This window comes from Natronococcus sp. A-GB7 (assembly GCF_029688865.1).
Taxonomy (GTDB): domain Archaea; phylum Halobacteriota; class Halobacteria; order Halobacteriales; family Natrialbaceae; genus Natronococcus.
This window is the reverse complement of sequence record NZ_JARUKV010000012.1, coordinates 25,434-50,335: the sequence shown is the minus strand read 5'-3', so window position 1 is coordinate 50,335 and position 24,902 is coordinate 25,434. Positions and strand designations below refer to the sequence as shown.

At 65.3% G+C, this 24,902-nt stretch carries 22 protein-coding genes; 12 read left to right on the top strand and 10 right to left on the bottom strand.

Annotated features, from left to right (window positions below; all coding sequences use genetic code 11):
• Positions 1-56: 56 nt before the first annotated feature.
• Both QA609_RS12450 and QA609_RS12445 read right to left on the bottom strand, forming a co-directional pair.
• The gene (locus QA609_RS12450) at positions 57-1,739 is read right to left on the bottom strand and encodes an alkaline phosphatase family protein (protein WP_278302934.1); all 1,683 of its coding nucleotides are present in this window, start codon (positions 1,737-1,739) and stop codon (positions 57-59) included.
• 162 nt (positions 1,740-1,901) lie between these two features.
• Positions 1,902-3,923: a helix-hairpin-helix domain-containing protein gene (locus QA609_RS12445; RefSeq protein ID WP_278302933.1), complete on the bottom strand. Its 2,022-nt coding sequence runs from the start codon at positions 3,921-3,923 to the stop codon at positions 1,902-1,904.
• Positions 3,924-4,090: 167 nt separating this feature from the next.
• On the opposite strand from QA609_RS12445, the gene QA609_RS12440 reads away from it, so the two are divergent.
• The 4 genes from QA609_RS12440 (at position 4,091) to QA609_RS12425 (ending at position 6,297) form a co-directional block, all read left to right on the top strand.
• Positions 4,091-4,408 carry a hypothetical protein gene (locus QA609_RS12440; protein ID WP_278302932.1) on the top strand — a complete coding sequence of 106 codons (318 nt, stop codon included), beginning with the start codon at positions 4,091-4,093 and terminating at the stop codon, positions 4,406-4,408.
• Positions 4,409-4,445: 37 nt separating this feature from the next.
• Positions 4,446-4,913, top strand: coding sequence for a response regulator (locus QA609_RS12435; RefSeq protein WP_278302931.1), 468 nt, complete (start codon positions 4,446-4,448; stop codon positions 4,911-4,913).
• 260 nt (positions 4,914-5,173) lie between these two features.
• A complete protein-coding gene (locus QA609_RS12430; protein WP_278302930.1) occupies positions 5,174-5,989 on the top strand; it encodes a helix-turn-helix domain-containing protein in 816 nt (271 codons plus the stop codon).
• 74 nt (positions 5,990-6,063) lie between these two features.
• Positions 6,064-6,297, top strand: coding sequence for a hypothetical protein (locus QA609_RS12425; RefSeq protein WP_278302929.1), 234 nt, complete (start codon positions 6,064-6,066; stop codon positions 6,295-6,297).
• A gap of 153 nt (positions 6,298-6,450) precedes the next feature.
• On the opposite strand, the gene QA609_RS12420 is transcribed toward QA609_RS12425, so the two are convergent.
• Positions 6,451-7,806 carry an MmgE/PrpD family protein gene (locus QA609_RS12420; protein WP_278302928.1) on the bottom strand — a complete coding sequence of 452 codons (1,356 nt, stop codon included), beginning with the start codon at positions 7,804-7,806 and terminating at the stop codon, positions 6,451-6,453.
• A gap of 177 nt (positions 7,807-7,983) precedes the next feature.
• Here QA609_RS12420 and QA609_RS12415 point away from each other — a divergent pair, with 177 nt between their 5' ends.
• Positions 7,984-9,078, top strand: a complete 1,095-nt coding sequence (locus QA609_RS12415; protein ID WP_278302927.1) for a glutamate-cysteine ligase family protein — start codon at positions 7,984-7,986, stop codon at positions 9,076-9,078.
• Here the strand turns inward: QA609_RS12415 and QA609_RS12410 are convergent.
• A complete protein-coding gene (locus QA609_RS12410; protein WP_278302926.1) occupies positions 9,075-9,905 on the bottom strand; it encodes an ABC transporter permease in 831 nt (276 codons plus the stop codon). The two genes, QA609_RS12415 and QA609_RS12410, sit on opposite strands and share 4 nt — an antisense overlap.
• A 115-nt stretch (positions 9,906-10,020) precedes the next feature.
• Positions 10,021-10,590: a DUF6789 family protein gene (locus tag QA609_RS12405; RefSeq protein WP_278302925.1), complete on the bottom strand. Its 570-nt coding sequence runs from the start codon at positions 10,588-10,590 to the stop codon at positions 10,021-10,023.
• A gap of 204 nt (positions 10,591-10,794) precedes the next feature.
• On the opposite strand from QA609_RS12405, the gene larE reads away from it, so the two are divergent.
• The 3 genes from larE to QA609_RS12390 all read left to right on the top strand — a co-directional run bounded on the left by larE (position 10,795) and on the right by QA609_RS12390 (position 13,517).
• Positions 10,795-11,661 carry an ATP-dependent sacrificial sulfur transferase LarE gene (gene larE, locus QA609_RS12400; protein WP_278302924.1) on the top strand — a complete coding sequence of 289 codons (867 nt, stop codon included), beginning with the start codon at positions 10,795-10,797 and terminating at the stop codon, positions 11,659-11,661.
• Between the two features lie 99 nt (positions 11,662-11,760).
• Complete coding sequence (locus QA609_RS12395) at positions 11,761-13,005, top strand: glycosyltransferase (RefSeq protein WP_278302923.1); 1,245 nt, start codon at positions 11,761-11,763, stop codon at positions 13,003-13,005.
• 152 nt (positions 13,006-13,157) lie between these two features.
• The gene (locus QA609_RS12390) at positions 13,158-13,517 is read left to right on the top strand and encodes a hypothetical protein (protein ID WP_278302922.1); all 360 of its coding nucleotides are present in this window, start codon (positions 13,158-13,160) and stop codon (positions 13,515-13,517) included.
• Between the two features lie 38 nt (positions 13,518-13,555).
• Here the strand turns inward: QA609_RS12390 and QA609_RS12385 are convergent, their stop codons facing one another.
• Both QA609_RS12385 and QA609_RS12380 read right to left on the bottom strand, forming a co-directional pair.
• The gene (locus tag QA609_RS12385; protein ID WP_278302921.1) at positions 13,556-15,328 is read right to left on the bottom strand and encodes a ferredoxin--nitrite reductase; all 1,773 of its coding nucleotides are present in this window, start codon (positions 15,326-15,328) and stop codon (positions 13,556-13,558) included.
• Between the two features lie 342 nt (positions 15,329-15,670).
• Positions 15,671-16,726, bottom strand: a complete 1,056-nt coding sequence (locus QA609_RS12380) for a twin-arginine translocase subunit TatC (protein WP_278302920.1) — start codon at positions 16,724-16,726, stop codon at positions 15,671-15,673.
• A gap of 143 nt (positions 16,727-16,869) precedes the next feature.
• Here QA609_RS12380 and QA609_RS12375 point away from each other — a divergent pair, with 143 nt between their 5' ends.
• From QA609_RS12375 to QA609_RS12365, 3 genes are all read left to right on the top strand, one after another.
• Positions 16,870-19,242, top strand: a complete 2,373-nt coding sequence (locus QA609_RS12375) for a twin-arginine translocase subunit TatC (RefSeq protein ID WP_278302919.1) — start codon at positions 16,870-16,872, stop codon at positions 19,240-19,242.
• A 131-nt stretch (positions 19,243-19,373) separates the two neighbouring features.
• Positions 19,374-19,562: a CopG family transcriptional regulator gene (locus QA609_RS12370; protein WP_278302918.1), complete on the top strand. Its 189-nt coding sequence runs from the start codon at positions 19,374-19,376 to the stop codon at positions 19,560-19,562.
• Between the two features lie 55 nt (positions 19,563-19,617).
• Complete coding sequence (locus tag QA609_RS12365) at positions 19,618-19,872, top strand: hypothetical protein (protein WP_278302917.1); 255 nt, start codon at positions 19,618-19,620, stop codon at positions 19,870-19,872.
• 110 nt (positions 19,873-19,982) lie between these two features.
• Here QA609_RS12365 and QA609_RS12360 read toward each other — a convergent pair whose 3' ends face one another.
• The 3 genes from QA609_RS12360 to QA609_RS12350 form a co-directional block, all read right to left on the bottom strand.
• The gene (locus QA609_RS12360) at positions 19,983-20,768 is read right to left on the bottom strand and encodes a 23S rRNA (uridine(2552)-2'-O)-methyltransferase (protein WP_278302916.1); all 786 of its coding nucleotides are present in this window, start codon (positions 20,766-20,768) and stop codon (positions 19,983-19,985) included.
• Between the two features lie 193 nt (positions 20,769-20,961).
• Positions 20,962-22,506, bottom strand: coding sequence for a glycosyltransferase family 2 protein (locus tag QA609_RS12355; RefSeq protein WP_278302915.1), 1,545 nt, complete (start codon positions 22,504-22,506; stop codon positions 20,962-20,964).
• Positions 22,503-23,801 (bottom strand): DUF2334 domain-containing protein, encoded by a 1,299-nt coding sequence (locus QA609_RS12350; RefSeq protein ID WP_278302914.1) that lies wholly within the window; start codon positions 23,799-23,801, stop codon positions 22,503-22,505. The genes QA609_RS12355 and QA609_RS12350 overlap by 4 nt, the downstream gene beginning before the upstream one ends.
• A gap of 153 nt (positions 23,802-23,954) precedes the next feature.
• Here QA609_RS12350 and QA609_RS12345 point away from each other — a divergent pair, with 153 nt between their 5' ends.
• Complete coding sequence (locus tag QA609_RS12345) at positions 23,955-24,857, top strand: winged helix-turn-helix transcriptional regulator (RefSeq protein ID WP_278302913.1); 903 nt, start codon at positions 23,955-23,957, stop codon at positions 24,855-24,857.
• Positions 24,858-24,902: the final 45 nt, after the last annotated feature.

Here is a 24,902-nt window from a genome sequence, read left to right as displayed (position 1 = left end):
ACCGGAGGGGGCTCCTGCCAGTCACACCTCGTGATCGGTGATCAGGGCGACGCCGATCAGTTCATGTAGCCGAGATCCGCCAGTCGGTCCGTTACTTCCTCGTCGACCTCGGACTGAGTCGGTTCCGCCTCGCCGTCGTAGGCGGGGTACGACGTCGACTCGGTCGGTTCGACGACCGGAATCACGCTCCCGTCCATCCGGTCACTGTAGGGTAGGCCGAACGAAGCCATGATCGTCGGCGCGACGTCGAACAGGTGGGCCCGCTCGAGCGATTCGTCCTCGTCGACGCCCTCGCCCGCAGCCGCGAACACCCCGTCGAGCTTGTGGTTCCAGGGCTCGGCCGGACCGAAGTACTCCTCGCCCAGCTGTTCGGAAATGGCGTGATCGAAGTCGGCTGGAACGGTCACGATGTCGACTGCGTCCTCGGCGTACTCCCCGTGGAAGTACCGCTCGCGCGGCGCGACGGTCTCGAAGATCGGGTCGCCGTCGGGCGTTTCGACGTCCTCGAGTTCGCGGATGAGCTCCTCGCGGACCTGTTCGTAGTCGTCCGGCGAGACCATCCCCTCGGGATCGCGCCCCTCGAGGTTGATCCGGACGCCGAGTTCGGTGCGGGCCCGGACGTAGGCCCGAGAGTTCTCGAAGTCGACCTGTTCGTTCGCGGTCCGTGCAACTCCGCCCGGGGCGAACTTCTTGACGGTCTCGGCCAGACCGACGCGTTCCAGGGCCGCGCCGACGTCCCGTGCAGTAATCCCGAACCGCTCGGCGGCGACTGCCGCAGCGCGCTCGGTGAAACTGGGTTCCCAGGTCTCGGACTCCTCGCCCTCCCGGAGCTTGCGACGCATCGGCGTCCAGGACGGCATTCCCTTCCCGCTCGTCGTCGTCTCGACGTAGCCGCGGTCCTGGAGGAACTCGTTGACGCGGAACTCGTAGCCGTCGTACTCGCCCATTCCGTGGTCACTGGCGACGAACACGTGGTCGGGGTCGAACCGTTCCAGGATCGCTTCGATCTCGTCGTCGGTCGTCTCGTAGACCGATCGGACCTTCTCTTCGTCACCGAAGAACTCGTGGAAGACGGTGTCCGTCTTCTGGAACTGGACGAAGCCGAAGTCGGGATCGTACTCCTCGGCGAGGTATCGAAACGCCGCGCCGCGCATTCGGATCAGATTTCGGTACTCCGTCATCTTCTCGGAGTCGGGGAGCGTGTCGTCGCCACGGGAGTACGACGGGTACACGCGGTAGTCGCCGATCGCGTCGCGGACCTCTTCGAGGAGTCCGTCGGGATGACAGTCCGGATCCTCCGGACCGATAAAGCCGGGGAGCAAGGCGCCGTCGAACTCCTCCGGTGGATGGGTGATCGGCGCGTTAACCACGACACTCGAGTAGCCGTGGCGGTCGAGTAGCGACCAGACGGTGTGTTCGTTGACGTCGTCGGTGCTGGTGACGTGCCAGTCGTAGCCGTCGTAGCCGACAAAACCGAACGCGCCGTGCTTGCCCGGGTTCGCGCCCGTGTACATCGATGGCCAGGCGCTCGGCGTCCACGGCGGAATCTGGGACTCGAGGGGTGCGCTCGTCCCCTCCGTGCAGAGCCGGTGGATCGTCGGGATCTCGGTGTCCGCATCGAGATCGTCGAAGACCGAGAGACTTCCCGCGTCGATCCCAATCAGTAGCGTGTTCATGCCGCTGGATTCGTCGTTCGATTCCGCATCGTCGTGGTGAGAGGTCCGCGCGCTCCGTTCCATGTTCTAATATCGAGGTGTTCGTTCATCGCAGACCGATATCGATCCGGACCACCGTTTCGCTTCGAAGGGTGGATCCGGAACACCTTATTATCTTCCGATTAACAGCGTCTGGCGGGTTGAAATTGTCTTCTACAACAATTTTCATATATAGTGACTGATACGTTAATCGAACTTTTCCAGGAGGTCCGCGTAGAACGATCCCGCTCGAGTCGACGCTCCACCGTCCGACTCTGAGCGGGTCTCCGTCGATTCCTCGGCGAGTTTCTCCACGATCAACTCCGGTGTCGAGCGAGCCAGTCGATCCTTCACCGGGGAACGGTTCACCTCGAGTTCGCCGTCGACCAGTCCGACCGCCTCGATCCCGTCGACGGTCACGTCGAAGCCGGCCATCTCCCGAATCTCGCCCGCGAGGTGCGAGACGAACACCGCCGTCGCGCCGTTCTCGGAGAGCGCCTCGAGGATCCCGGCGATAATCTTCGCGCTGGCGCCGGGCTCGGTGATGCTCTCGAGTTCGTCGACGAGCACGAGCGAGCCCTCGCCGCTCTGGGCCAGCTCCGCGAACTCCCGGACCGTCGACTCGAAGGCGCCGGCGTCGAGGGTCCCCTGGGTCTTGGCGTGGTAGTGGAGGTCGTCGAACCGCTGGACGCGTGCGTTCTCCGCGGGAACCGGTAGCCCCATGTGTGCGAGCACGACGACGCTCGCCACGAGGTCCAGCGTCGACGTCTTCCCCCCGCTGTTGACGCCCGACAGCAGGGCGACGCCGGACACCTCGTAGTCGACGGGATCGATCGCCTCGGTCGGCTCGTCGAGCAGCGGGGAACGTCCCCCTTGGATCGCGAACCCGACCTCATCGTCGACGACCGCCGGCATCGTACACTCGAACTCGCGGGCGAATCGGGCGATCGCGAGCTCGACGTCGAGTTCGAGCGCGTCGCGGACGAGCCGGCGAGCCCCCTCGCGCCGGTCGGCGAGGTCGGCCGCGAGCTCCCGTTTGAGGCGATTCGCGCGCCGTTCCTTGGCCGTCGTCAGCTCGGTTCGAAGCCGACCGAGCGCGTCCTCGTCGCGTTCGACCGGAAACGTCGGCTCGTCGGTGAAGAGTCGACGGGCCAGCTCGTCCTCCCCGGACTCGAGGGCGAGCGCGTCGATCACGTGGTCGCGGGCGGCCTCGACGGCCGCGGCGTGCTCGTCCGCCAGCTCCCGGGACAAAAGCGAGTCGACGCCCGCTCCGCGTTCGACCAGCGAGAGCAGGTCCGACCCCTCGATGGTGACGTCCTGTTCGCGGATCGCCTCCCGCAGGTGGTCGTTCGCGACGTTTTCAGCCGTTCCCGCCGCGGCGTCGACGTCGGCTGCGGCCGCTGTCAGTCGGTCCAGTTCCGCGTCGCCCGCGACCGTTCCGTCCTCGTCGAGCCGGGAGAGCCCCGCCTCGAGCGCGTCGAGGTCGCAGTCCGAACCGAGATCGGCGGTGCGGTCGACCTCGATGGCGGCTCGAAGCCGATTTCTGTTGCGCGCGAAGAACGCCAGCGACCGCTCGGGGACGATCTCGGCGGGGTTCTCGAGCGCGCTCGGCTCGACTCGGACGTCGCCCTCGACGGCGATGCCGGCGAAGGACTCGTCGATCGCGATCACCGTCGCGTACCCTCGGGCGAGTTCGGCGAGCCCCTGTGCGTCCTCGACGATTTCGACCGGCAGCTCCGGGATCGCCTCCTTGGCCTCGGCGTAGCGCTCCGCGTCGGTCGTCGCCAGACAGCGCTCGCGCACTCTGACGTCGCCCGGCTCCCGAAGCGGTTCGACCCCTTCGAGGGCCTCGAGCACCTCGGGGCCCGGCTCGCGCTCGATCGCCTCCTCGGCGAAGGTCTGGACCTCCTCGATCCGCGAGCGGCGAGAGCTCGGGTACAGGGTCTCGAGTCGCTGGGCGGCGTAGTCGGTGACGGTCCGCTCCTTGAGCAGCCCGAGCACGTCCCGGTAGACCTCGCGGGCCCGGTCGGTCGCGAGGAACGCGCCCGGATCGTCGTGCTCGTGGCGGATCGCCCCGCGCGCGATGCGGGCGGCCCGGCCCTGCGAGATGCCCGGTGCTGCCGCGATCGCCGCGACGTCGCCCGTCCGCAGCGCTCGCTCGGGATCGTCGAGGGCCGACAGCGACCGGGCGGTCTTCTCGCCGACGCCCGGAATCGACTCGAGGTCCATCGTTCTCGAGCGGCGTATCAAAGCGGAGCGAGAAAAAGCTCCCGTCCGCGGTCCCGGTCGGGTCGCCGACGGCTTCGGGGGAGTGTGTGATGTAACTCGATTAATCAAAACCCGCTGTTCCGTGAAAATGTGGGGGGATGAACAGCTCTCGGCTCCAAGTGCAGTCGATGAGGAAAGAGAGCTACGACAGGGTTTTCGAGGCGCTGGCGAGCGAGCAGCGGCGACGGATCCTGTTCGCACTCTTGGACGAACCGCTCTCGCTCGAGGGCGACGGCGGCTCGCTGACAGGAGAACGTGCGATTCCAGACGCCGTTCTCCTCGAGCGACGTCACATCCACCTCCCGAAGCTGGAAGATTACGGGTTCGTTCGGTGGAATCCGGAGAGAGAAGGCGTCGAAAAGGGGCCACAGTTCGAAGAGATAGAACCGGTTCTGGCGCTCCTCGCCGATCAGCAACCGGAGCTCCTGGTCGGCCCGCACCGATAAACAGGTCCGCGAATGTTTCGACTCCCTCACAGCCACGATGCAGACTGACGGCCACCACCGGGACGTCGACGAACCGATCGACGTGCTTCTGGTCGACGACAACCCCGGTGACGTCCGGTTGACCCGGGAGGCGTTCGAAACGGCGCGAACGACCGTCGAGACGAAACTCCACGCCGTCAACACGGGAGACGACGCGCTGGCGGTTCTCTCCCGAACCGACGAGTGCACGGGTGTTCCGCCGCCGGATCTCGTCCTCCTGGATCTGAATCTCCCCGGTTGCGACGGCTGCGAGCTCCTCGAGCGAATCAGAACCGACCGGTCGCTGCGGCGACTGCCGGTGTTGATGCTGACGAGTTCGGCCGACGAGGACGATGTCTCGAGGTGTTACAGAGCGAACGTCAACGCCTACCTGAGGAAACCCGTCGATCCAGACGAGTTCGTCTCGACCGTCGAGGCCATCGATCGATTCTGGTTCGGACGGACGCAGTTCCCGCCGGAGCAGTGAGTCGACTGCGTTTGCCGTCGCTGTCGGCTCGCTACGAGCCGCTCCGTCTCGCGAGAAACGTATCAGCGAGCCCCCGTCGTGGTTGGGCCAGAACGGGGACTCGCCACTCCCTTCTTTCGGGCGTGTACCCAAGTAGCTTGTGTGATTATTCGGGTGAAACCGTCCAGGACCGGCACCGTCGAAACGGTACCGAACCTGAATTCTTTTCCATCCGTGCGCCGTATAGTGGATGTTCGGGTATCCGAATTCGTGGTTGGGCCATGACTCAGGACAGAACAACGGACGAAGCGATTAGCCTGTTGCAGGACCTCGGGCTACAGGAGTACGAAGCGCGCTGCTTTATGGCGTTGAACAAACTTCCCACCGGGACGGCAAAGGAGATCCACGAGATCTCCGAGGTTCCGCGAACGCGAGTGTACGACGCGATCCGCGTCCTCGAGTCACAGGGGCTGGTCGAAGTCCAGCACTCGAGCCCGCAGGTCTACCGCGCCGTCGGGACCGACGAGGCGACGCGGATCCTCCGTCTGCGGTACAACGATCGGGTCGACACGCTGGAAACCCATCTACAAAACACGAAGACCGAGACGGTCGAGGACGACAACTACGTCCAGGAGGTGTGGTCGCTGTCGGGGCACGACGCGATCGAGTCGCGGACGCTCGAGCTGATCGGGGAAGCCGACTCCGAGGTCGCGCTCCTGGTCGTCGACGAGGGGATCCTCTCCGAGTCACTGTTCGACGCCCTCCGGACGGCAACGGATCGCGACCTCTCGGTCGTCCTCGGCGGCCAGTCCGAATCGGTCACGAGGTCGCTCGAGCGGACGCTTCCAGGAGGTCACGTGTTCGAAACGGGACTCGACTGGCTCACCGGGGCCGAGAGCGACGACGAGGTCGCGATCAGTCGGATTCTGCTCGTCGACCGGGAGACGCTCCTGATCGGCTCGTACTATCCAGGATCCGAGGTCGACGACCCCGCGGAGCAGGCGGTCTTCGCCAGAGGGTTACAGAACGGCGTCGTGGTTCTCCTTCGACGGCTGCTGACGGCGGGATTGCCCCCCGTCAAGGACCCCGGCCAGTAGCGTTCGGCGTAGAACGGTTGCGGACTTGCGCGCTCCAGGACGGTCGTTATCCGGCCGACGCTGCAAGAGGAGGTATGGTACTCAAGAGGCTTCTCGGTTCGACGGCGTCGCGGTCGCTCGTCGTCGTTTCGATACTCAAAAGCGTCAAGCGAGCGGTCGACCGCGGGAACTACGTCCGCGCCGGCCTGATGCTCGGCGTCGCCGTGCTGGCCTGGAAATGGGTCGTCGTCGGCATGGTCGCGCAGGGAATCGTCGGCCTGCTTCGGCAAGACGACTCCGCGGACGCCTCGGGGTCGAAACCCGCATAATTCGGACGATTCGCCCGATTCGGGTCCCGAGACTGTCGTCCGCGAGCCCGTAGACGGAGTCTTCGACCGCACTGACCCCTGTGACCGTCGCTCTTGATCGTCCGTAGAACGTTTCGTCCAGCCGTTGGTGCACGTCCTCGAGACACGGGTCGATCAGCCGCGGGCGAGTAGCGCTGTCAGATCGGCTACGTCGCGGTCCTCGAGCGATCGAACCGTCTCGACGATCCGTTCGCGCCGCCCGTTCTCGAGTTGGCCCTCGGTGACGGAGTCGAACTTCGTCTCGACTTCGTCCCACCCCATCGGAGCCGTCGAGTGGCCCCGGAAGGCGTCCTTCTCGATCCTGTAGGTAGTCCCGTCGTCCATCGTCACGTCGACGACGGCGGGTAGCTCGCCGTTCTGGAAACGCTCGGTCAGGTCGGGGTCTGCGGTGACGTCGACTATTCGGAGGAGGTCCTGGACGTCGTCGGCACCGATTCGGTCGGGCTCGTACTGCGCGAGCGAGAGGTCGCGGTCGAGCAGCGCCGTGGCGAGGACGTACGGCAGCGAGTGGGTCGCCTGGGCGCGGTCGGCGACCTCGTATCGGTTCCCCTCACCGCCCCCGAGAAGGCGCTTCGCCTCGGCGAACGTCTCGAGCTTGATCCCCGCGACGTCGCCGGGGTTCAGATTCCGGCCCTCGGCGAGTTCGACGATCCCCTCCGCCGCGGACTGAGCGTAGGTCTCGGCGACGTACCGTCTGGTGGTGACGTCCCGAACCCGTTCGCCGGGAGTCGGATCGAACTCAAACGGTCCCGAAACCACCGCCTCCCAGCCGCGTCGTCCATCGACGGTACCTCTCGGTCCGGCCATCCCGCGCTCGGCGAGCATCGCCGCGTAGACCGCGTTCCGCGCGGCGCTGGCCGAGGCGACGCCGCTCCAGTCGGTGATCCGTCCAGTCCTCGTCACACCCAGAGCGTTGTGTCCCGTCGCCGCGACGGCGATAGCGTCTCGCGTCTCCTCGAGGTCGAGGTCGAACAGTGTCGATGCTCCCGCGGCGGCCGAGACGACCGCGTGGGTGACGTGGTCGAACCCGCGGTCACGGACCGGAGCGTTCCAGGCCAGTTCGCCCTGGATCTCGTAGGCGACGGCGAGAGCGGCGAGCAGCTCCTCACCGGTGGCGCCGGCGTACTCGCCGGCCGCCACGAGCGCCCCGGCGGTATCGCTCGGGTGGGACGTCTCCTTCGGCGCGAGATACGAGTCCGCACAGCCCGAAGCGGCGACGAGTGCCGTGTTGTGCATCGCCGCTTGTACCGGTGACGCACCCCTGTCCCGTCCCCAGAGCGTACAGGGACCGTCCGCCTCGAGGTCCGCGATCGTCCGATCGACGACCGTCGGCGAGCCGACGTCAGCGGCGGCGATCCCGACCCCAACCGAATCCAGCAGCCGGCGTTTGAGGGCCTCTCGAACGTCCGGTGATAGGTTTTCGTAGCGGACCTCGGAGGTGAACTCCGCGAACTCGAGCGTCGTAGCCATAGCCGGCGCTTCCACGAGGACCGTCAAACCCCTTGGCGTGGTCGCCGGGTATACGGCAGGCTGGTGCAGGCACGACTGCTTCTGGGAGACGGGCCCTCGTTCCGACGAAGAGGATATCGTATCGAGCTCGATACGGTCGTACCGAACCGAGCAGCTATCTGCGCCTCTCCACTGAGAATGAATACGAGTCTCGAGGTCGAGTACTGGGTGATCGACAGCGACGGCGAGCTCACCCCGCCGGAATCGCTCGCGAACATCTCCGAACGCACCGAACGGGAGTTCGTCGAACCGCTGTTCGAACTGAAGACCCCTCCCTGCGGGTCGGTAGCGGAGCTTCGGACGACGTTCGTCGAACAACTCGAGGAGGTACTCGCGGAGGCTGAACGGGCCGACAAGGGCCTCGTCCCGCTCGGGACGCCGATCAACTGCGACGGGATCGAGCGCCGACCCGGCGAACGCGGGCGGATTCAGAAGGCGGTCATCGGCGAGGACTTCGATTACGCGAACTACTGCGCCGGTACCCACGTCCACTTCGAGAAACGCAACGTCACGGATCAGCTCAACACCCTCATCGCGCTGGATCCGGCGCTGGCGCTCGTCAGCTCCTCGCCGTACTTTCAGGGCGAACCCGTCGCGGACAGTGCTCGGGCTCACTGCTACCGGAAAAAAGGGTATGCGGAGTTTCCCAGACACGGCCAGCTCTGGAACTACGTCGAGAACGTCGGCGAGTGGTCCCGCCGTCTCGAGCGGTGTTTCGAGGAGTTCGAGCGCGAAGCGCTCGAGGCGGGAATCGACAGGGCGGCGATCGATGACAACTTCTCGGTCGACGACGTCGTCTGGACGCCGGTTCGACTGCGCGACGAGATGCCGACCGTCGAGTGGCGCTCGCCCGACGCCGCGCTGCCAAGCCAGCTACTCCGACTCACCGAGGAGCTGTACGCGGTCATGGAGACGATCCATGGAACCAACGTGCAGATCGACGACGACGGCGGCGGGAGCGCGGCGGGCCACGTCACCAGCGAGGGAGTCCGACTCCCCGACTACGAAACCGCGTTCGATCTCGCCGGCGAGGCGATCCGAGGCGGTCTCGAGTCGGCCCCCGTCGCGAACTACCTCGATCGAATGGGGTTCTCGGTCGCCGACTACCACCCGATCACGACCCAGATAGACGGTCGCCAGTACGTCACCAAAAGCGACGCGCGCGAACTCCGACTCGAGTACGCGAGCCGACTCGAGTCCGACGTCGAGCAGCTAGCTGCGACGATCGACTAGAGAAGACCCGTGATGAACGCCAGTCCCATGCCGATCAGCACGACGGCGGTGATCGTCGGCAGGTACGGCGTGAGTCGCTCGATTCGCTCGCGGTAGTGCTCGTAGCCCGCGATCAACAGCAGCGTCGGGACGATGATCGCGACGATGACGGCCAGCGAGTAGACGAGCATGAGCTCGAGGCAGGCCTCCGTTCCGACGCAGATCGCCAGTATCTGGATCGGCTCCTCGTGGGCGAACCCGAGCAACAGCGCGGTCGTTCCGAGCGCGACCAGCCCTCGCTCGGCGTGTTCCTCGCTCAGGTGCTGGTGGCCCCCGCCCCCGGGAAGCGCGGCGCGAACTCGCTCGAGGAGGCTGCGATCGGCCCCGTGATCGTGGTCGTCGTGGTGAGTGTGGTGTCCCGACTCGAGGGTGTCGACGCCACCGTTTGTGTGGTGGCTGTGATCCGTGCCGTGGTCGTGTTCCGCGTCGTGCTCGTGGCTATGGCCGTCACCGTGGTCGTGATCGTGGTCCTCGCCGTGTTCGTGTAGTCCGTGTCCGCCGTGGCGATACTCGTGGATACCCAGCAGGATCAGCAGGGTTCCGGCGACGTACCGGAGCCACGGTCCCTCGGCGAACTCGGCGAACGTGCTGAACCAGAAGTACGCGAGCACGAGCACGACGCTGCTGATCAGGTGACCGATCCCGAGGATCGACGCCGCCACCAGCCCGGCAAGCCAGCGCCGGTTTCGGTTCAGCGCGTACGTCGCCGCGATCGGCCAGCCGTGGTCCGGTAACACGCCGTGGACGAAGCCGATCAGAACGACGCCGGCGACAAGCCCCAGTTCCATACTGCCGCTGGACCGCCGACGGGTATACTGGTTGTTATGTTCCGAACCGGACGACCGTAATACGACTGCTAAGGCTTGTTAAGGCGAGTTTCGAGAATAGCAACGCTCGAAGCGATCAGTTCCCGTCGTCGTACTCGTACTCCTCCTCGGGGTCCTCGACGCCCTCGGTCCGCGAGCCGACCCAGGCGCCCAGCGAGATGCCGTAGACGAGGTGGGCGGCGTGGAACAGCGCGAGCTCGTCGGAATCGAGGCGGATGTCCAGCAGCTCCTTGAGCATGATCTGGGAGCCGAAGGCCGACAGCCCCATTCCGAACACCGAGCCCCAGACGAGGCCGCGCTGTTCGGGTTCGATCGAGCGGTCGGCGTCGAACAGGGCGAACAGTGCGCCGAAGATCATCCCGCCCTGAATCCCGTACACGAGGTGGAGGAGCAGCCCGATAACCGGGTGATCCTCGGGATCGTTGCCGCTGACGTACGTCGACCAGAAGTTCGCCGACGGCGGCAGCGACCGGAGGATCGGCAGTCGGAACGCGGTCATGATCAGCGTCGCGACGAACCCCGCCTGGATCCCGCGGACCGCCGCGCGCGTGGCGTGCTCGGCTCGTGACTGCTCGGCCGTCGCCCCGGTGACGTCGGAGGAACCCTTTCTCGACCGTAGTCGTCGAATTCGTTCGGAGACGGTCATAGTGCTCTTCTGGTACCTACCGCAAACACGGACTTAACAGCCCGGCGTGCAGTGGACGGCCCTCCCGGGTTGGCGAGCGCTCGAGCGGAGCTCGCGACTGCCCTCGGAGGCTCGAGCGAGGAGCGACGGGGCTGACTCGGTCCGCGACCACCGTGCCGTCCGAACGACAACGCGTTTTTGCCCGTCCGGTTCGAACGAGGGGCCATGACAACGCTCGAGGCGAAACTCGAGGCCGCACGCGCCGACCTCGCGGAGCGCGACGGCGTACTGATCGCGTTCTCCGGCGGGGTCGACTCGAGCGTCGTGGCCGCGCTCGCTCACGACGCCCTCGGCGAGGACGCGGTCGCCTGCACCGCGCGAAGCGAGACGCTCCCCGAAGCCGAACTCGAGGACGCAAAACGGGTCGCAAGCGAGATCGACATCCGCCACGAACTCGTCGAGTTCTCCGAGCTCGAGAGCGACGCGTTCGTCGAGAACGACGACGACCGGTGTTACCACTGCCGGACGATGCGACTGGGCGAGATGATCGAGACCGCCCGCGAGTTCGGGATCGAAACGGTCTGTGACGGGACTAACGCCGACGACCCGGGCGCCGGCCACCGACCCGGCCTGCAGGCGGTCGATGAACTCGAGGTCCACTCGCCGCTTCTGGCCCACGACATCGACAAGGCGGAGGTCCGGGAGATCGCCGACCGCTACGGACTCTCGGTCGCCGACAAGCCGTCGATGGCCTGTCTCTCCTCGCGCATCCCGACGGGACTGGAGGTCACCGAGGAGCGACTCAGCCGCGTCGAGCGCGCCGAGGCCCTGCTTCGCCAGTGGGGGTTCGACCAGTTCCGCGTGCGCGATCACGACGGACTGGCCCGGATCGAGGTCGCACCGGACGAACTCGAGCGGGCGCTCGAGACGGCGTTCGTCGAGACCGTCCGCGAGGAACTTTCGGAGATCGGGTTCGACCACGTTACCCTCGATCTGCACGGCTACCGCACCGGAAGCGTCAGTCCCGCCTCGGAGGCTGACGTCGACGACGGGACCGTCGAGGGCGACGTGTTCGCATCGGAGTCGTCGTAACGACCCGAGCCTGCAACTGATCGAATCCTCTCGAGTGAACCCGTCTGAAAACGTGAGAAACAGTGATCCGACAGGACGTGCGAACTATTCGCACGACGAATGCTTTCCGTAGAAACGACGGATCGACGGCTGTCGGCCTACGACGATATCCTCGATTCGGAACGACGGACCGGTATCCGCGACCGGGCTGATCGACTCGAGGGTGAACGAATCGCCCACGTCAACACGACCGCCGACGGCGGCGGCGTCGCCGAGATCCTGCACGCGCTGGTTCCCCTCTCGAGGGACGTCGGCGTCGACGTCGACTGGTACGTCATGGACGCCCCCGACGAGTTCTACGACGTCACCAAGGCCATCCACAACGGACTGCAGGGCCACCACACCTCGCTTACCGACGAGATGCGCGACACCTACCGGCGTGTCACTCGCGAGAACGCGACCGCACTCGAGGAACGATACGACGCGATCGTCCTCCACGACCCACAGTCTCTGGGGATGGCCCCGACGCTCGCCGATCGGTACCCCGACGCGAGCCTGCTCTGGCGGTGTCACATCGACCTGACGACGGCGGCCGATACCTATCTCGAGTTCGTCCGCTCCTGGCTCGAGCCGATCGACCGCACTATCGTCAGCCACCCGGCGTACGCCGAGGCGCTTCCCAACGAGGAGACCGCGATCGTCCACCCCGCGATCGACCCGTTCACGGAAAAGAATCGGTCGATCGAGGAGCTCCCGGCCGATCTCGAGGGGAGCGATCCGAGCGAGTACCCCTTCGATACCGATCGACCGCTGCTGGTTCAGGTCTCGCGGTTCGACCCCTGGAAGGACCCGCTCGGGGTGGTCGAGGCCTACCGGGACGTCCGCGAGACGGTACCCGACGCTCAGCTCGTGCTGGCCGGCGGAATGCCCGACGACGATCCCGAGGGGATCGAGATCTACCGCGAGGTCGCGGCCGAAACCGAAACCGACGACGACGTCCACCTCCTGACCGACCTGCCGGACGTCGGTATCAACCTCCTCCAGCGGAGCGCCGACGTCGGCGTCCAGAAGTCCCTCCGGGAGGGATTCGCGCTGACCGTCTCGGAGACGCTGTGGAAGGAGACGCCCGTCGTCGGCGCGAACGTCGGCGGCATTCCGCTCCAGGTCGAGGACGGCGAGAACGGCTACCTCGTCGAGCCCGAGGACGTCGACGCGACGGCGGATCAGATCGTTCGGCTGCTCGAGGACGACGAGCTGCGAGAGCGGTTGGGCGAAGGGGGTCGGGAGACCGTCCGCGAACGATTCCTCCTCCCCCGGCTGCTCGAGGAGTACCTCTCCCTGCTCGCGAGCGAGATCGGTCGCTGATCGTGCAGTAGTTCCGCGGCTCGGAACCCGTTCGTCCACTGTATAATCGGATTCGGGGCTGAAAATTCGAAACCGAGTGGTTTTCACTCAGTTGTCCGGAAATATTGCACAAGGCGACACGGACGTAGCCTTTCGGCGGGTAGCAACCGCCGATGGACGACGAGGACGTGCCGTCCCCCTGGAGAATCGAAACCGAACGGAACTACAGCCCGGCCAACAGCGACCGGGAACTCCGGTACCTGACCTACCGCCACGAGTCCGACGATCTGCGAGTGAAGGTCGCCCCCGCTTCCCTCGATGGCGACTCCCATCCCGGCTACGCGCTCACGGCGACGAGCTACCCGGGCCTGGAACTCTCGGAGACGAAACCGGTCAGAACCGTGCTCACCTTCGATCGCTGCAACCGGATCGCACGGGAGTTCATGCAGCTGTTTTCGGCGCGCTACGACGGACCGGGGACTCTCGAGGAAGCGCTCGAGTACGCACACCGGCGAACGGCCGATCACCGGTAGCCGACGTCTCGCGGGAGGGAACTGGAAGGCAGCGTCGATCAGTCGTCCGACGGAACCATCGAACTCTTCGCGGTCGCTTCCGCCAGCGACTCGGACTCGGCGAACGGGTACCAGGACTGCTTGGCGTCAGCCATATACGGCGCCTCGAAGTCGGTCTCTTCGGGCTCGCAGAACTCGATCAGCGCCTCGGTTCCGGTCGCCTCGACCCACTGACGGAACGTCTGTCCCCCCTCGCGGTGAGCGGCGAACGCCTCGAGCAGGTTCTTGATCGCGCCGGGGGCCTCGTCGGCGGGCACCCGCTGTTGAACCCACTCGATGAACGACGGCTCCTCGCCGACGCCGCCACCGACGCCGATATCGAACGCCTCGACCATCTCGTCGTTCTTGCGGGCGCGCATCCCCTGAAGTCCGATGTCGGCGGTCATGGCCTGCCCGCAATCAGCCGTACAGCCCGAGTAGTGCATCTTGATCGTGTCGACGTCGTCGGGCAGGTCGACGGTCCTGTTGAGCCAGCGCAGCGTCCGGGCCATCCGGGCTTTCGTCTCGGTAAGCGCGATCGAGCAGAACTCCGTCCCGGTACAGGCCATCGCGCCGCGTTCGAAGGGACTCGGCTCTGGGCGATACTCCTCGAGCAGTGGTTCGGCGAGCAGCTCCTCGAGGACGTCCTCGTGAACGTCGACGATCACGGGGTTCTGGCGCCGCGTGAGCCGCAGCTCGCCGGAGCCGTACCCGTCGGCGAGATCGGCGAGCTCGAGGGCGTCCTCGGCGGGCATGCGGCCGACCGGGACCGTCAGTCCGACGTAGTGCATCCCATCGCCCTTCTGGTCGTGGACGCCGACGTGGTCGCGCTTGCCGTCGTCGGCAGATCTCCCGGCGTTGTAGGTGTACTCCTCGCGGAAGCTCTCGCCCGCGGTCTCGAGCTCGAAGTCGACGTACTCCTCCTGGAGCGTTTCACGGATCTGCGCTTCGCCCCAGTCCTCGACGAAAAAGCGCGTACGGTTCTTCGAGCGGTTCTGACGGTTGCCGTAGTCGTGGTAGAGTTCGACGAAGCCGCGGCCGACCTCGTAGGCGTTCTCGGGACGGACGAAGACGTCGAGCGAACTCGCGGCACGAGGTTGACGACCGCCGAGACCCCCACCGACGCGGACGTTGAACCCTTTGACGGTCTCCCCGTCGATCTCCTTGCGGGCCGGTTCGAACCCGACGTCGTTGAGGGTGTCCTGTGCGCAGCCCGATTTCGAGCCCGTCACGCTGATGTTGAACTTCCGGGGCATGTTCGCGAGCGCGTCGTCCCCGCGGAGTTCCTCCTGGAACCGCTCGAGCAGCGGGCCCGAGTCGACGTACTCCTCGACCTTGCCGTGGAGGGCGCTGCCGGAGATGTTACGCATCGTATCCCCGCCTGCCGACCGAGAGGAGACGCCGACCGATTCGAGTTTCTCCCAGATTTCGGGGACGTCCTCGAGTTTCAGCCAGTGGAGCTGGATCGACTGCCGGGTCGTCAGATCGATCCAGCCGTTGCCGAACTCGGGATTCTCGACGGGACCCGTCGCGTAGTCGCGGGCAACCTCGGCGATCGCCCGCAGCTGACCGGGCTCGAGAACGCCGCTGGCATTGGTCAGGCGCATCATGAAGTACGACTCCTGGCCGTCGCGCTGGTGGAACAGCCCCCAGAACTTGAACCGGGTGAACCACTCCTCGCGGTCGTCCTCCGGAATCGCCTCGTAGCCGCCGTCCTCGGCGAACTCGAGGATGTGTTCGCGAACCTCGTCGCCGTAACACTCGGCCTTCTGATCCTCTTTCTTATGCGCCACCGCCGATCACCCCAGGATGACGGCCGTCATAAAACTCTCCGTTTTTCTCGTCGAACATGACCGAATTCATGTTTCATCCGCACGTTCCTAACTCGTATAACTGTAATCGTTTACATTTATTCTATTTTATCCATTTTTCAGTGGCGGACGTCGGATCTCCAATCGACCTCAATCTGTATAAGGAGATATGTGCGAACGAACGTTGCGCTCGAAAGACGATTCTCAACGGACCAGACGGAGCCGAACGGACGAACCGCACCTCGAGAAGCCCGTGGCGGAGTGAGAGCCGGGAGCGACCGAACCGGGATCGCGGGGGTTCGGTGAGGATTCAGTGAGGACGGGCTACCTGCCGGTCCACTTCAGCAGTAACAGCGTCCCCTCGAACAGCAGGATCATCGTGATCGCGACGAGGATGGGCGCCATCATCGTCGGGTCCACGGTAAACAGGAAAGCCAGTCCCGCGAAGCCGGCCCAGAAGTACAGCCGCTTGTCCGCGAGCCATCTCCGGGTCGTCACGCCCATCATGATCGCGAGCATCATGAACAGCGGGATCTGAAAGACAATCGCGAGAAAGCCCGTTAGCGTGATGATCAGGTTGAACGTGTCCCCGAGCGCGTAGGCGATCCCCGCGCTCCCCTCGGCGTAGAACGTGAAGTACTGGAAGAGGATCGGCAACACCAGCAGGTACGAAAAGATCATCCCCAGCCCCGCGAGGACGACGCTGGTCGGAACCGCTGCGAGGTAGTACTTGCGCTCGTTGGGGTACAGCCCCGGCTTCATGAACAGGTAACACTGGTAGACGAACATCGGCAGTGCGACCATGATCCCCAGCAGCGCCGAGAGCTTGATCCGAGTCAGCCACAGTTCGAGCGGGTGGTAGATGTGTGGCGGGGGAACCTGCTCGAACTGGGAGGGGAAGACGTTGTTCCAAACGTGCTCGATCGCCTGGGACGCCCACAGCAGTCCGATCGCGGTCCCGGCCGCACCGATGAGCAAGACGACCGCCAGCCGGAGCACCATCTCCTCGATGTGGTCGGCCAGCGGCATCTCCTCGTCGTCCGGCGGGGTCGAGATCCCACCGACGTCCTCGTCGGGGTCGGGGTAGGTCGTATCCGACTCCTCCGGTCGGTCGCCGACGACTCCCTCGCCGTCGGTCTCGAGTTCGGGCTCGTCGTCGTCGGCCCGCTCGAGCGCACCGTCGTCGTCGGTGTCGGGATCCGAATCACCGTCGGTCGTCTCGTCGTCGGTGTCGGGCTCCGGATCCGCGTCTGCGTCAGGCTCCATCTCGTCGTCGGTGTCGGGATCCGCATCGGCGTCGCTCGAGACACCGTCCTCGGAATCGTCCCGCGACTCTTCGGGGGGTTCGACGTCCCCATCGGTCGCCGACTCGTCCGACATCTATCGAGATATAGATACCCCGCCAGTTATAGGCCTTTTCTTACGGTCACCCGAAACCGCAGACAGGCCGCCGTCGTTTCGCGAGACGGCCGTTTCGTACACGAAAGGTTGATAACCGGATGTCAGCTACAATCCACCAGTAAATGAGCTCTGCCGTCGACGAGGACACGGCCCGCGCTATCAACACTGGCCGGGAGACGATCGGCGCGATGCTCTCGAGCCTCCAGACGCACCTCCAGAAGGTGTTTATCGTCTTCGTCCTCGGCTTCCTCGGATCCTTCTACGCCCTGCGGGTCTGGATCTGGGACTTCCTCGAGCGGACGGCGACCTCGGAGATGAACCAGGTCGTCGCCGACGCGACCGAGATCATTACCCGGACGCCGTTCGAGGTTATCCTCCTCCAGGCGAAGATCGGGATGCTGGTCGGAATCATCGTGGCGATTCCCGCCCTGTTGTACTTCTCGCGCCAGAAGCTCCGCGAGCGCGGCTTCCGGTCGACGGTTCCGATCTCGCGGCTCCACATGGCCGGCTTCGCGGTGACCTCGTTCGTGCTGTTCTGGGTCGGCGTCTTCTACGCCTACGCGATCTTCTTCCCGTTCGCGTTCGACTTCCTCGGTGCCGTCGCGTTCGACGCCGGCGTCAACCCCAGCTGGGGGATCACCGAGTTCACCGAGTTCATCGCGCTGCTGACGCTTTCGTTCGGTCTCGCGGCTCAGATGCCGCTGTTCATGGGCGTGCTCTCCTACACGGAGATCGTCTCCTACGAGACGTTCCGGGACAAGTGGCGCCACGCGGCGGTCGCCATCACGGTCTTCGGGGCGATGTTCTCCCCGCCGGACCCGTTCACGCTGATCATGTGGGCGATGCCGCTGTTCGCGCTGTACGTCTTCAGCCTCGGACTGGCGAAGATCGTCACCAACGTCCGTCGTCGGGGTGCGGCGGAACTCGACACCGGAACCGGACTGATGAAGCGGCGGCTCCTCCAGTTCCTCGGGCTTATCGTCCTCGTTGCCATCGGTGCGATAGTCTTCGTTGCGCAGGGCGGGTTCGCGTTCGTCAATCAGGAAGTGTATCCGAACCTGCCGGCGTGGCTCCAGCCCGAGGGCGGAACGATCGGGTTCTGGGAACTGTACGTCGACTACGGCGCACTCGGTCTGCTGGCGATCGCCGCGATCGCCGCCACCACTGTCGGCGGACTCATCCTGCTCGGCTACACGGTGAAGGTCCTGCAGTCACCCGTCTACCCGCGTGAGGACGATATCCGGACCGCGGAAACAGCCGAGGACATCGACTTCGAGACCCTCGCGGCCGACGACATCGAGGACGTCCCGGCGACGGTCTTCCTCGAGATGGAAGAGGACGAAGCCCTCGACCAGTCCCGGCAGGCGATGTACGACGACAACCGGGAGAAGGCCCAGGCGATCCTCGACCGGTACGACGGACTAAAGAAACAACAGCAACAACAGCAGCGCTCCGACGACGGGCCGGGCGCCGACTCGAACGTCGGTGCGGGTGCCGGGGGCGCTGCCGCCGGCAGCGCCGCCACAGCGGACGAAGGAGAGGACGAGGGGCTGTTCTCGAGTACGGCCGCCGGAATGCTCGACGCCTTCACCGAGGAGGAGACGACCGAGGACGACGTCGGCGGCTACGCCTACGACCTCGCCTTCATCTTCAACAGTCTCACCTCGAAGATGTTCTACATCGTCGGCGTGTTCATGGTCGTGCTCGGCGGAACGTTCGTCGCGCTCTATCAGGGCGGGTTCGGCGTCGTCCTCACCCAGTTCGTCGACCGCGTGCCGGACGCCGCTCTCGCCGAGGTGACCGATATGAGCGAGGAGGAGATCGCCGCCGCGAACACGACGGCGGAGATCACGGAGATCCTGAACGAGGCGGGACTGGTCATCGCCTTACATCCCGTCGAGGTGCTGATCTTCATGGTGAAGGTCAGTACGATCCTGGCGATCATCGCCGTCGCCCCGCTGATCCTGTACTGGGCCTGGCCCGCCGCCAGGGAGCGCGGCCTCGTCCGTGGTGACCCGCGAGTGATGCTCCTCTGGGGCGGCGCGATGATCGGCGGGTTCGCGATCGGCCTGTTCCTCGGCTTCTACTGGATCGCGCCCGCGGTGATCTCGTATCTGATCACCGACGCCGTCACGAACGGGATGCAGGTCTCCTACCGGATCAACAGCTTCTCGTGGCTCGTGATCTACACGACGCTGGGTGTCGGCTTCCTCTTTAACATCATCGTCACGATGGCGCTGTTCCACGTCGGCGGCATCGTCAGCTACCGCACGATGCTCAAGCGCTGGCGACCCATCGTCGTCGGGATCTTCACGGCCGCCGCGTTCTTCAGCCCGAAGGGGATCCTCACGATGTTGCTGGTGGCGATCCCGATCGCGTTGACCTACATGCTCGGGCTCGCCGTGTTGTACGTGCTCACGGGCGGCGGCCGCTTCTTCGGCGGTGGCGGCGGCAGCTCCGACCCCGGACCCGAGGCCACGCCGACGCCCGAGTAGCCAGGACGGAGCGCCGAGGGCTGAGGCGGTCTGGCGTACCGAGATATTAGCGAGGGGACGGGACAGCGGGGTTTTGCCGGAAACGGCGTACAGTAGCCCGTATTAAGGGAGTTGCCTGCGAATCGCCATCCATGCCGAAGATCAGCGTCGAAATCCCACAGGAACTGCTCGACGACCTCGACGACCACGTCGGCGACGACGGCAAGTTCGTCAACCGCAGCGACGCGATCCGTGCCTCGGTCCGGAAAACCCTCGATCTCCTCGACGAGATCGACGATCGGCAGGGTCGACTCGAGACAGACGAGCGAGAGCGGTCGTAATTACCGATCCCCAGAACCAGATTGCTTATGGGGGCTCGGCGGTGTACCCTGTGCCATGACGCCCTCCACGACTGAACAGGAATCCGACACGTCCGACGGAGCCGTCGAACTTCCGGCGACGGAGGCGGTCCAGCGCGCGCTCCACGAGGCGACGGCCCACCTCTACGACGAACTCGCCGTCGCGAAAGCCGAACGCGCCGACGGAGCGGCGGAGCTGCCGCCAGAGGTCTTCGACGACCTCGAGGAGCTGTACGTCGCCACGGCCGAGGAATCGGTGACGACGGTTCGGATCAGCTACGAGCGAGAGTAATCATACTGATGGACAGAACTACGTGAAGCCGATCGTTCTGCTGGGGTCGTCATCGTGGACGACGACCCCGAATTCACGACCGGCTCCGTACTGATTTCCGTCCGACAGTCTCAGTCTTGGTCGATCCGTTCGGCGAACCCGAAGTTCGGTTTGACGTCGTCGACGCGAATCTCGACGACGTCTCCCTCCTCAGTGTCGGGAACGAACAGTCGGTATCCCTCGATCGACGCGATTCCGTCGCCCTCGCTGCCGACGTCGATGATCTCGACCTCGAGTTCGTCGCCCTCTCGGACCGGTCCCGTCAGCCGCCCCTTGGCGATGAAGTACAGCTCCGAGGACGATTCGCGGGAGGCGTCGGGCGCCGTCGCCCGGACGTACTGGAACTCCTCTTCGAGGTCGGCTCGAAGGGCGTCGACGTCGGGGCCGTCGAACACCTTCACGAGGAAGTTTCCGCCGCTGTCGAGCAGGTCGAGCGCCGTCTCGAACGCCTGTCGCGCGAGGTGTAGCGACCGGGCCTGGTCGAGCGAGTACTCGCCGGACATGTTGGGCGCCATGTCCGAGACGACGACGTCGACGCTGCCGCCGGCAGCGTCGGTGACTCGATCCCGGGTTCGGTCCTCGGTCATGTCGCCGCGGATCGTCTCGATTCGATCGGTGCCGCCGGGCATCTCGAGCTCTTTGATCCGCTGGAGGTCGACGCCGATAACCCGACCCTGCGGGCCGACCCGTTCGGCGGCGACCTCGAGCCAGCCGCCGGGTGCCGCCCCCAGGTCGACGACAGTGTCGCCGCCGGAGATGACGTTCTCGAGATCGTCGAGCTGTTTGAGCTTGTACGCCGCTCGGCTGCGGTACCCCTCCTGTTTCGCCTTGTTGTAGTAGTGATCTTTCCGTGTCATGGGTTCGATCGCGCCGATCCGGTCGACGGCGACATCCGAGTCTCGCGACGGATCGGCCGGTTCGTAGCGCCGGTAGGGGACAGAAGCGGAAAGACCTGCTGAAAGCGATCCGTGACGAGTGCGCTGCGTCCTCGCGAGACCGTGAGTCCGAGCCGATGGCTCGAGACGAACGAGACGACGGCAGATCGGAAGATCAGTCGGCCGACGGTGCGGACTCTCCGTCCCCACTCGAGTCCTGTTCGATCCGGTTCGCCCGCGTCCAGGCGAGGTCGCGGTCGGTCAGCACGTCCAGTAGACAGCGGACGTTGAGCGCGTCGTGGAACTGCTTGTAGCCGACGACGAGCAGCGGCGCGTAGACGAGCAGTCGCCAGTCCTCGCCCTCGATCTGAATGCCGAGGGCGGCGATCAGGAAGACGATACTCGTAAAGAAGACGAACACGGCGAGGACGGTCGTCACGTACCCCGTGAGGACGAGCCACCCGATGTACGCGAGGATGACGAAACTCGCCAGCGGGAGGAAGAACATCTCGACGAGTCGGAACGGCAGCGCGATCCGGCTGAGGTAGCCGTAGGACGAATCCGTGACGATCGACCAGTGTTTGAGGACGGTCATGTAGTTGCCGCGGTACCAGCGCAGGCGCTGGCGGTAGAGATCTCGCCAGGTCGCCGGCGCCTCCGTGTAGACGCGGGCGTCGCTGACCGAGACCCGGTGGCCGGCCCGGAGTACCTTCATCGTGACGTCGAAGTCCTCGGTGAGGGTGTCGGGATCGTAAGCGAACACCTCCTCGAGCACCTCCCGCCGGTAGGCGCCCAGACAGCCGGGCACGACCATCACGATGCCGAAGTAGTCCAACGCCCGTCGGTAGATGTTGACGCCGATCGTGTACTCGAGTTGTTGACAGCGGGTGACGATCGAGTCACGGTTCCAGATCGTGACGTTGCTCGCGACGGCGCCGATCTTCGGGTTAGCCTCGAAGGGAGCGACGAGTAGTTTCAGGGCGTCCCGGTCGACGATGCTGTCGGCGTCGACGGTGACGACGACGTCTCCGTCGGCGAACAGCAACCCGTAGTTCAGCGCGGAGTACTTCCCGCCGTTTGCCTTGCTGACGACCGAGACCCGCTCGGAGGCGGCGGCGAACGCGCTCGCCTCCGCGAGGGTTCCGTCGGTCGAGCCGTCGTCGATCGCGACGATCTCGAGGCGATCGGCGGGGTAGTCGGCGTCGAGCAGCGCCTGGATCGTCCGGCCGACGTACCCCGCCTCGTTGTACGCTGGGATCAGGACGGTCAGATTCGGGTACGGCGGCTTGGGGACGTACTTCGAGCGACCGATCTGGTCGTGGAAGAACGCGATGAACGCGATGAACCAGTAGTACGCGAAGATCAACACGACCGCACCCAGATGGACGACGGCGATCGGCGAGGGGGTGAGCCAGCCCAGCCAGACGATCGTCGCGAGATAGCCGATCCCGCCGACCGCCAGCGCCCGGATTCCGAACAGGGACTCGTACCGGGGGTTGCGCTCGACGACGTAGTAGCTCCAGAGCAGGTAGAGTACGAAGAGCCCGCCCAACAGTGCGATCGCGTACAGCGTCCCCGCGTTCATCACGTTGATGAGCAGGCCGAACGGCACCAGCGCCGAGAGAAACAGCGCGACCGAGCGCCACTTCACGGCCCGGAGTCCACGCCCCATCGTCCGTCCGAGACGAATCGCGCCGCCGACCCGTCGTTCGACGCTCATCGACTCACCGCCGGGGTCGGCTCGAGGACGCGCCAGCCCTCGTCGGTCTCCTCGACCGATCCGTCCTCGAGTCCCTCGGCGAACTGTTCGACCGTCAGGAAGCCGACGTCGTCCCCGCTTTGCATGTGTTCGATCAGCGACTCGAGCTTCTCGAGTCGGTCGTCGCTGGTGAAGTACTGGTAGTGAAGCATCACGACGTGAACGCCGTTCTCGTCGTGGCTCGCGTCGAACGAGTCCGTCAGCGTCTCGAGGTCGTGAAACGGCACCTCGTCACCGTTCCCGCCTTCCTCCTCGTACGCGGTCCAGTTCTCGAACGCCTGGGTCTCGGGGACGTGAGTGAGTCCGCCCGCTCGGAAGTACGTCTCGTTGTCGGTCTCGTAGTACTCGTCGGTAAACCACTGGCCGCCGGAGACGGCGGTGTAGTTCGACTCGGCGAGCACCTCGACGGTCGTCGTGTCGTAGGTGTTCATCGGGGGAACGAACGTCGACGACGGCGAGTCGACGCAGTCGGCGAGCAGCGCCTCGCCCTCTGCCAGTCGCTCGCGTTGCTCGGATTCCGGAAGGCCGCCGAACTCGCTTGCGCCGTAGAAGTCGGTCACCGGTTCGTGGGTGGTCCCGTGGATCGCCATCTCGAACTGTCCGGGGTGATCGGCTTCGAGCGATTGCAGGTAGTCACAGAGCTCCGGGTCGTCGGTCAGGGCGCCGCTCCCGTTCGTGTCCGGGATGATCCCGAGCGTGACCGGGACGTCGTGTTCGATGAAGACCTCGTCGACCGCACGCAGCTCCTCCTGGTTGTACCACGGCTGGATATCGTCGTTTCTGAAGATCACGATCGAGTCGTACTCCGTCCAGTCGGCGTCGACCGACGCCTCGCCGGCCGGCTCTCCCTCGAGCATGGGTGTCACGGAGACGGCACCGGCGATTCCGGCGACGAGCACCATCGCGATGAGCGCAGTGCTGAGAACGCCCCGCCTGAGTCGCGACTCCGGGACGAGCCGGGCCGGGATCCAGCTGAGGTTCTGTTCCGGGGTCGGAAGCGTCGGAAAGGAAACCGCAGGCAGGGGACCGATGCTCCCCTGATCGGGCTCTAGGGGCGAGCGGTGGCCACACTCCAGGCAGCGCTCGACCGTCTGCAGGTCGGCAAGCGTCTCGGCGTCGGCCCGACGGCCGCACTTCTCACAGCCGTCGTCGAACGCGTCGAGCGAGGCGACGTGTCCGCAGTCGTGTTCGACGATTCGCTCGTCCGTGACCGACTGTGTGTCACACCGAGAACAACGGGTCGGATACGCAGTCATTACTGCACGGAGGGACTATCCGAACGACTACCCGCGGCGAGTCGAAGGTATCCAGGTCGGGTTACCTCGAGGTTACCATCCCCTCGTTACCACCGCGGGCGTCCGATTTATCGTTTCGGGGACGGTACGTATCCGAAGCGCGAGACGACTACCATGACGGGAACGCCGAATCCGGCACAATCGGTCGCGGGCTCGCTACTCGGCACCAAGTGGAAACCACGGCTGATCGTCGCCCTGGCGACCGAGGGACGACTCGGCTTCGGCGACTGCAAGCGCGAACTCGAGGGGATCTCGAGCAAGGTGCTCTCGGACAACCTCGACGACCTCCGTGAACACGGCGTCGTCTCGCGGGACGTCATCCAGGAGCGACCTCGTCGCGTCGAGTACGAACTCACCGGTGCGGGCCGAGAGCTGTACGCGATCCTCGAGTCGATGGCGGAGTGGGACGCAGCCCACGTAACGGGTGCCGGCGCACCGACCGTGCTGCTGGCCGACGACGACAGCCGACTGCTCGAACTGTACGCGCTGTGGCTCGCGACCGACTACGACGTCGTGACGGCGACCAACGGCCGAGAGGCGTTTCGGCGCCTCGGGGAGTCGGTCGATATCGCAGTTCTCGATCGGTCGATGCCGGGAAAGAGCGGCGACGAGATCGCGTCGTCGATCGCTCGAGTCGGGCAGGAAACACCGATCGCCGTCCTCACGTCGATGCAGGTGACACCGGCGGACGTCTCGCTACCGGCGGATCGACTGCTGCGAAAGCCGATCACCGAGGGCGAGCTACGGACGGCGATCGAGGAGCTGAACCGACTCCCCGACGAGGCACCGATCGCCCGCGAGGTCCGGGCGCGACGCCACAGACTCGAGTTCGTCGAGACCCACCTCGGCTCGGCCGTTCGATCGACGGCGCCGTACCGCCGCGCGAGGGCGGAACTGGAGCGGATCGAGGCCGACCGGGCGGCCGCGGTCGAGACTCGCGAGCCGTGGCGCCGACTGCTCGAGGAGGGAACCGATCACGAGACGGGAACGTCACCCTCCGACGAGGACGCTCCCTGATGCGGGTTCGGCCAGAGGAGCTTTGAGAGCCCGCTGCCTGGAGAT

Bases quoted from the DNA above. Each gene is read 5' to 3' on its own strand.
- QA609_RS12380 (WP_278302920.1), bottom strand. From the start codon at position 16,726: ATGTCGGACGAGTCGGCGACCGATGGGGACGTCGAACCCCCCGAAGAG.
- QA609_RS12425 (WP_278302929.1), top strand. From the start codon at position 6,064: ATGGTACTCAAGAGGCTTCTCGGTTCGACGGCGTCGCGGTCGCTCGTC.
- QA609_RS12410 (WP_278302926.1), bottom strand. From the start codon at position 9,905: ATGGAACTGGGGCTTGTCGCCGGCGTCGTTCTGATCGGCTTCGTCCAC.
- QA609_RS12395 (WP_278302923.1), top strand. From the start codon at position 11,761: ATGCTTTCCGTAGAAACGACGGATCGACGGCTGTCGGCCTACGACGAT.
- QA609_RS12350 (WP_278302914.1), bottom strand. From the start codon at position 23,801: ATGACTGCGTATCCGACCCGTTGTTCTCGGTGTGACACACAGTCGGTC.
- QA609_RS12420 (WP_278302928.1), bottom strand. From the start codon at position 7,806: ATGGCTACGACGCTCGAGTTCGCGGAGTTCACCTCCGAGGTCCGCTAC.
- QA609_RS12435 (WP_278302931.1), top strand. From the start codon at position 4,446: ATGCAGACTGACGGCCACCACCGGGACGTCGACGAACCGATCGACGTG.
- QA609_RS12345 (WP_278302913.1), top strand. From the start codon at position 23,955: ATGACGGGAACGCCGAATCCGGCACAATCGGTCGCGGGCTCGCTACTC.
- QA609_RS12405 (WP_278302925.1), bottom strand. From the start codon at position 10,590: ATGACCGTCTCCGAACGAATTCGACGACTACGGTCGAGAAAGGGTTCC.
- QA609_RS12415 (WP_278302927.1), top strand. From the start codon at position 7,984: ATGAATACGAGTCTCGAGGTCGAGTACTGGGTGATCGACAGCGACGGC.
- QA609_RS12360 (WP_278302916.1), bottom strand. From the start codon at position 20,768: ATGACACGGAAAGATCACTACTACAACAAGGCGAAACAGGAGGGGTAC.
- QA609_RS12375 (WP_278302919.1), top strand. From the start codon at position 16,870: ATGAGCTCTGCCGTCGACGAGGACACGGCCCGCGCTATCAACACTGGC.
- QA609_RS12430 (WP_278302930.1), top strand. From the start codon at position 5,174: ATGACTCAGGACAGAACAACGGACGAAGCGATTAGCCTGTTGCAGGAC.
- QA609_RS12370 (WP_278302918.1), top strand. From the start codon at position 19,374: ATGCCGAAGATCAGCGTCGAAATCCCACAGGAACTGCTCGACGACCTC.
- QA609_RS12390 (WP_278302922.1), top strand. From the start codon at position 13,158: ATGGACGACGAGGACGTGCCGTCCCCCTGGAGAATCGAAACCGAACGG.
- QA609_RS12450 (WP_278302934.1), bottom strand. From the start codon at position 1,739: ATGGAACGGAGCGCGCGGACCTCTCACCACGACGATGCGGAATCGAAC.
- QA609_RS12365 (WP_278302917.1), top strand. From the start codon at position 19,618: ATGACGCCCTCCACGACTGAACAGGAATCCGACACGTCCGACGGAGCC.
- QA609_RS12440 (WP_278302932.1), top strand. From the start codon at position 4,091: ATGAGGAAAGAGAGCTACGACAGGGTTTTCGAGGCGCTGGCGAGCGAG.
- QA609_RS12445 (WP_278302933.1), bottom strand. From the start codon at position 3,923: ATGGACCTCGAGTCGATTCCGGGCGTCGGCGAGAAGACCGCCCGGTCG.
- larE (WP_278302924.1), top strand. From the start codon at position 10,795: ATGACAACGCTCGAGGCGAAACTCGAGGCCGCACGCGCCGACCTCGCG.
- QA609_RS12355 (WP_278302915.1), bottom strand. From the start codon at position 22,506: ATGAGCGTCGAACGACGGGTCGGCGGCGCGATTCGTCTCGGACGGACG.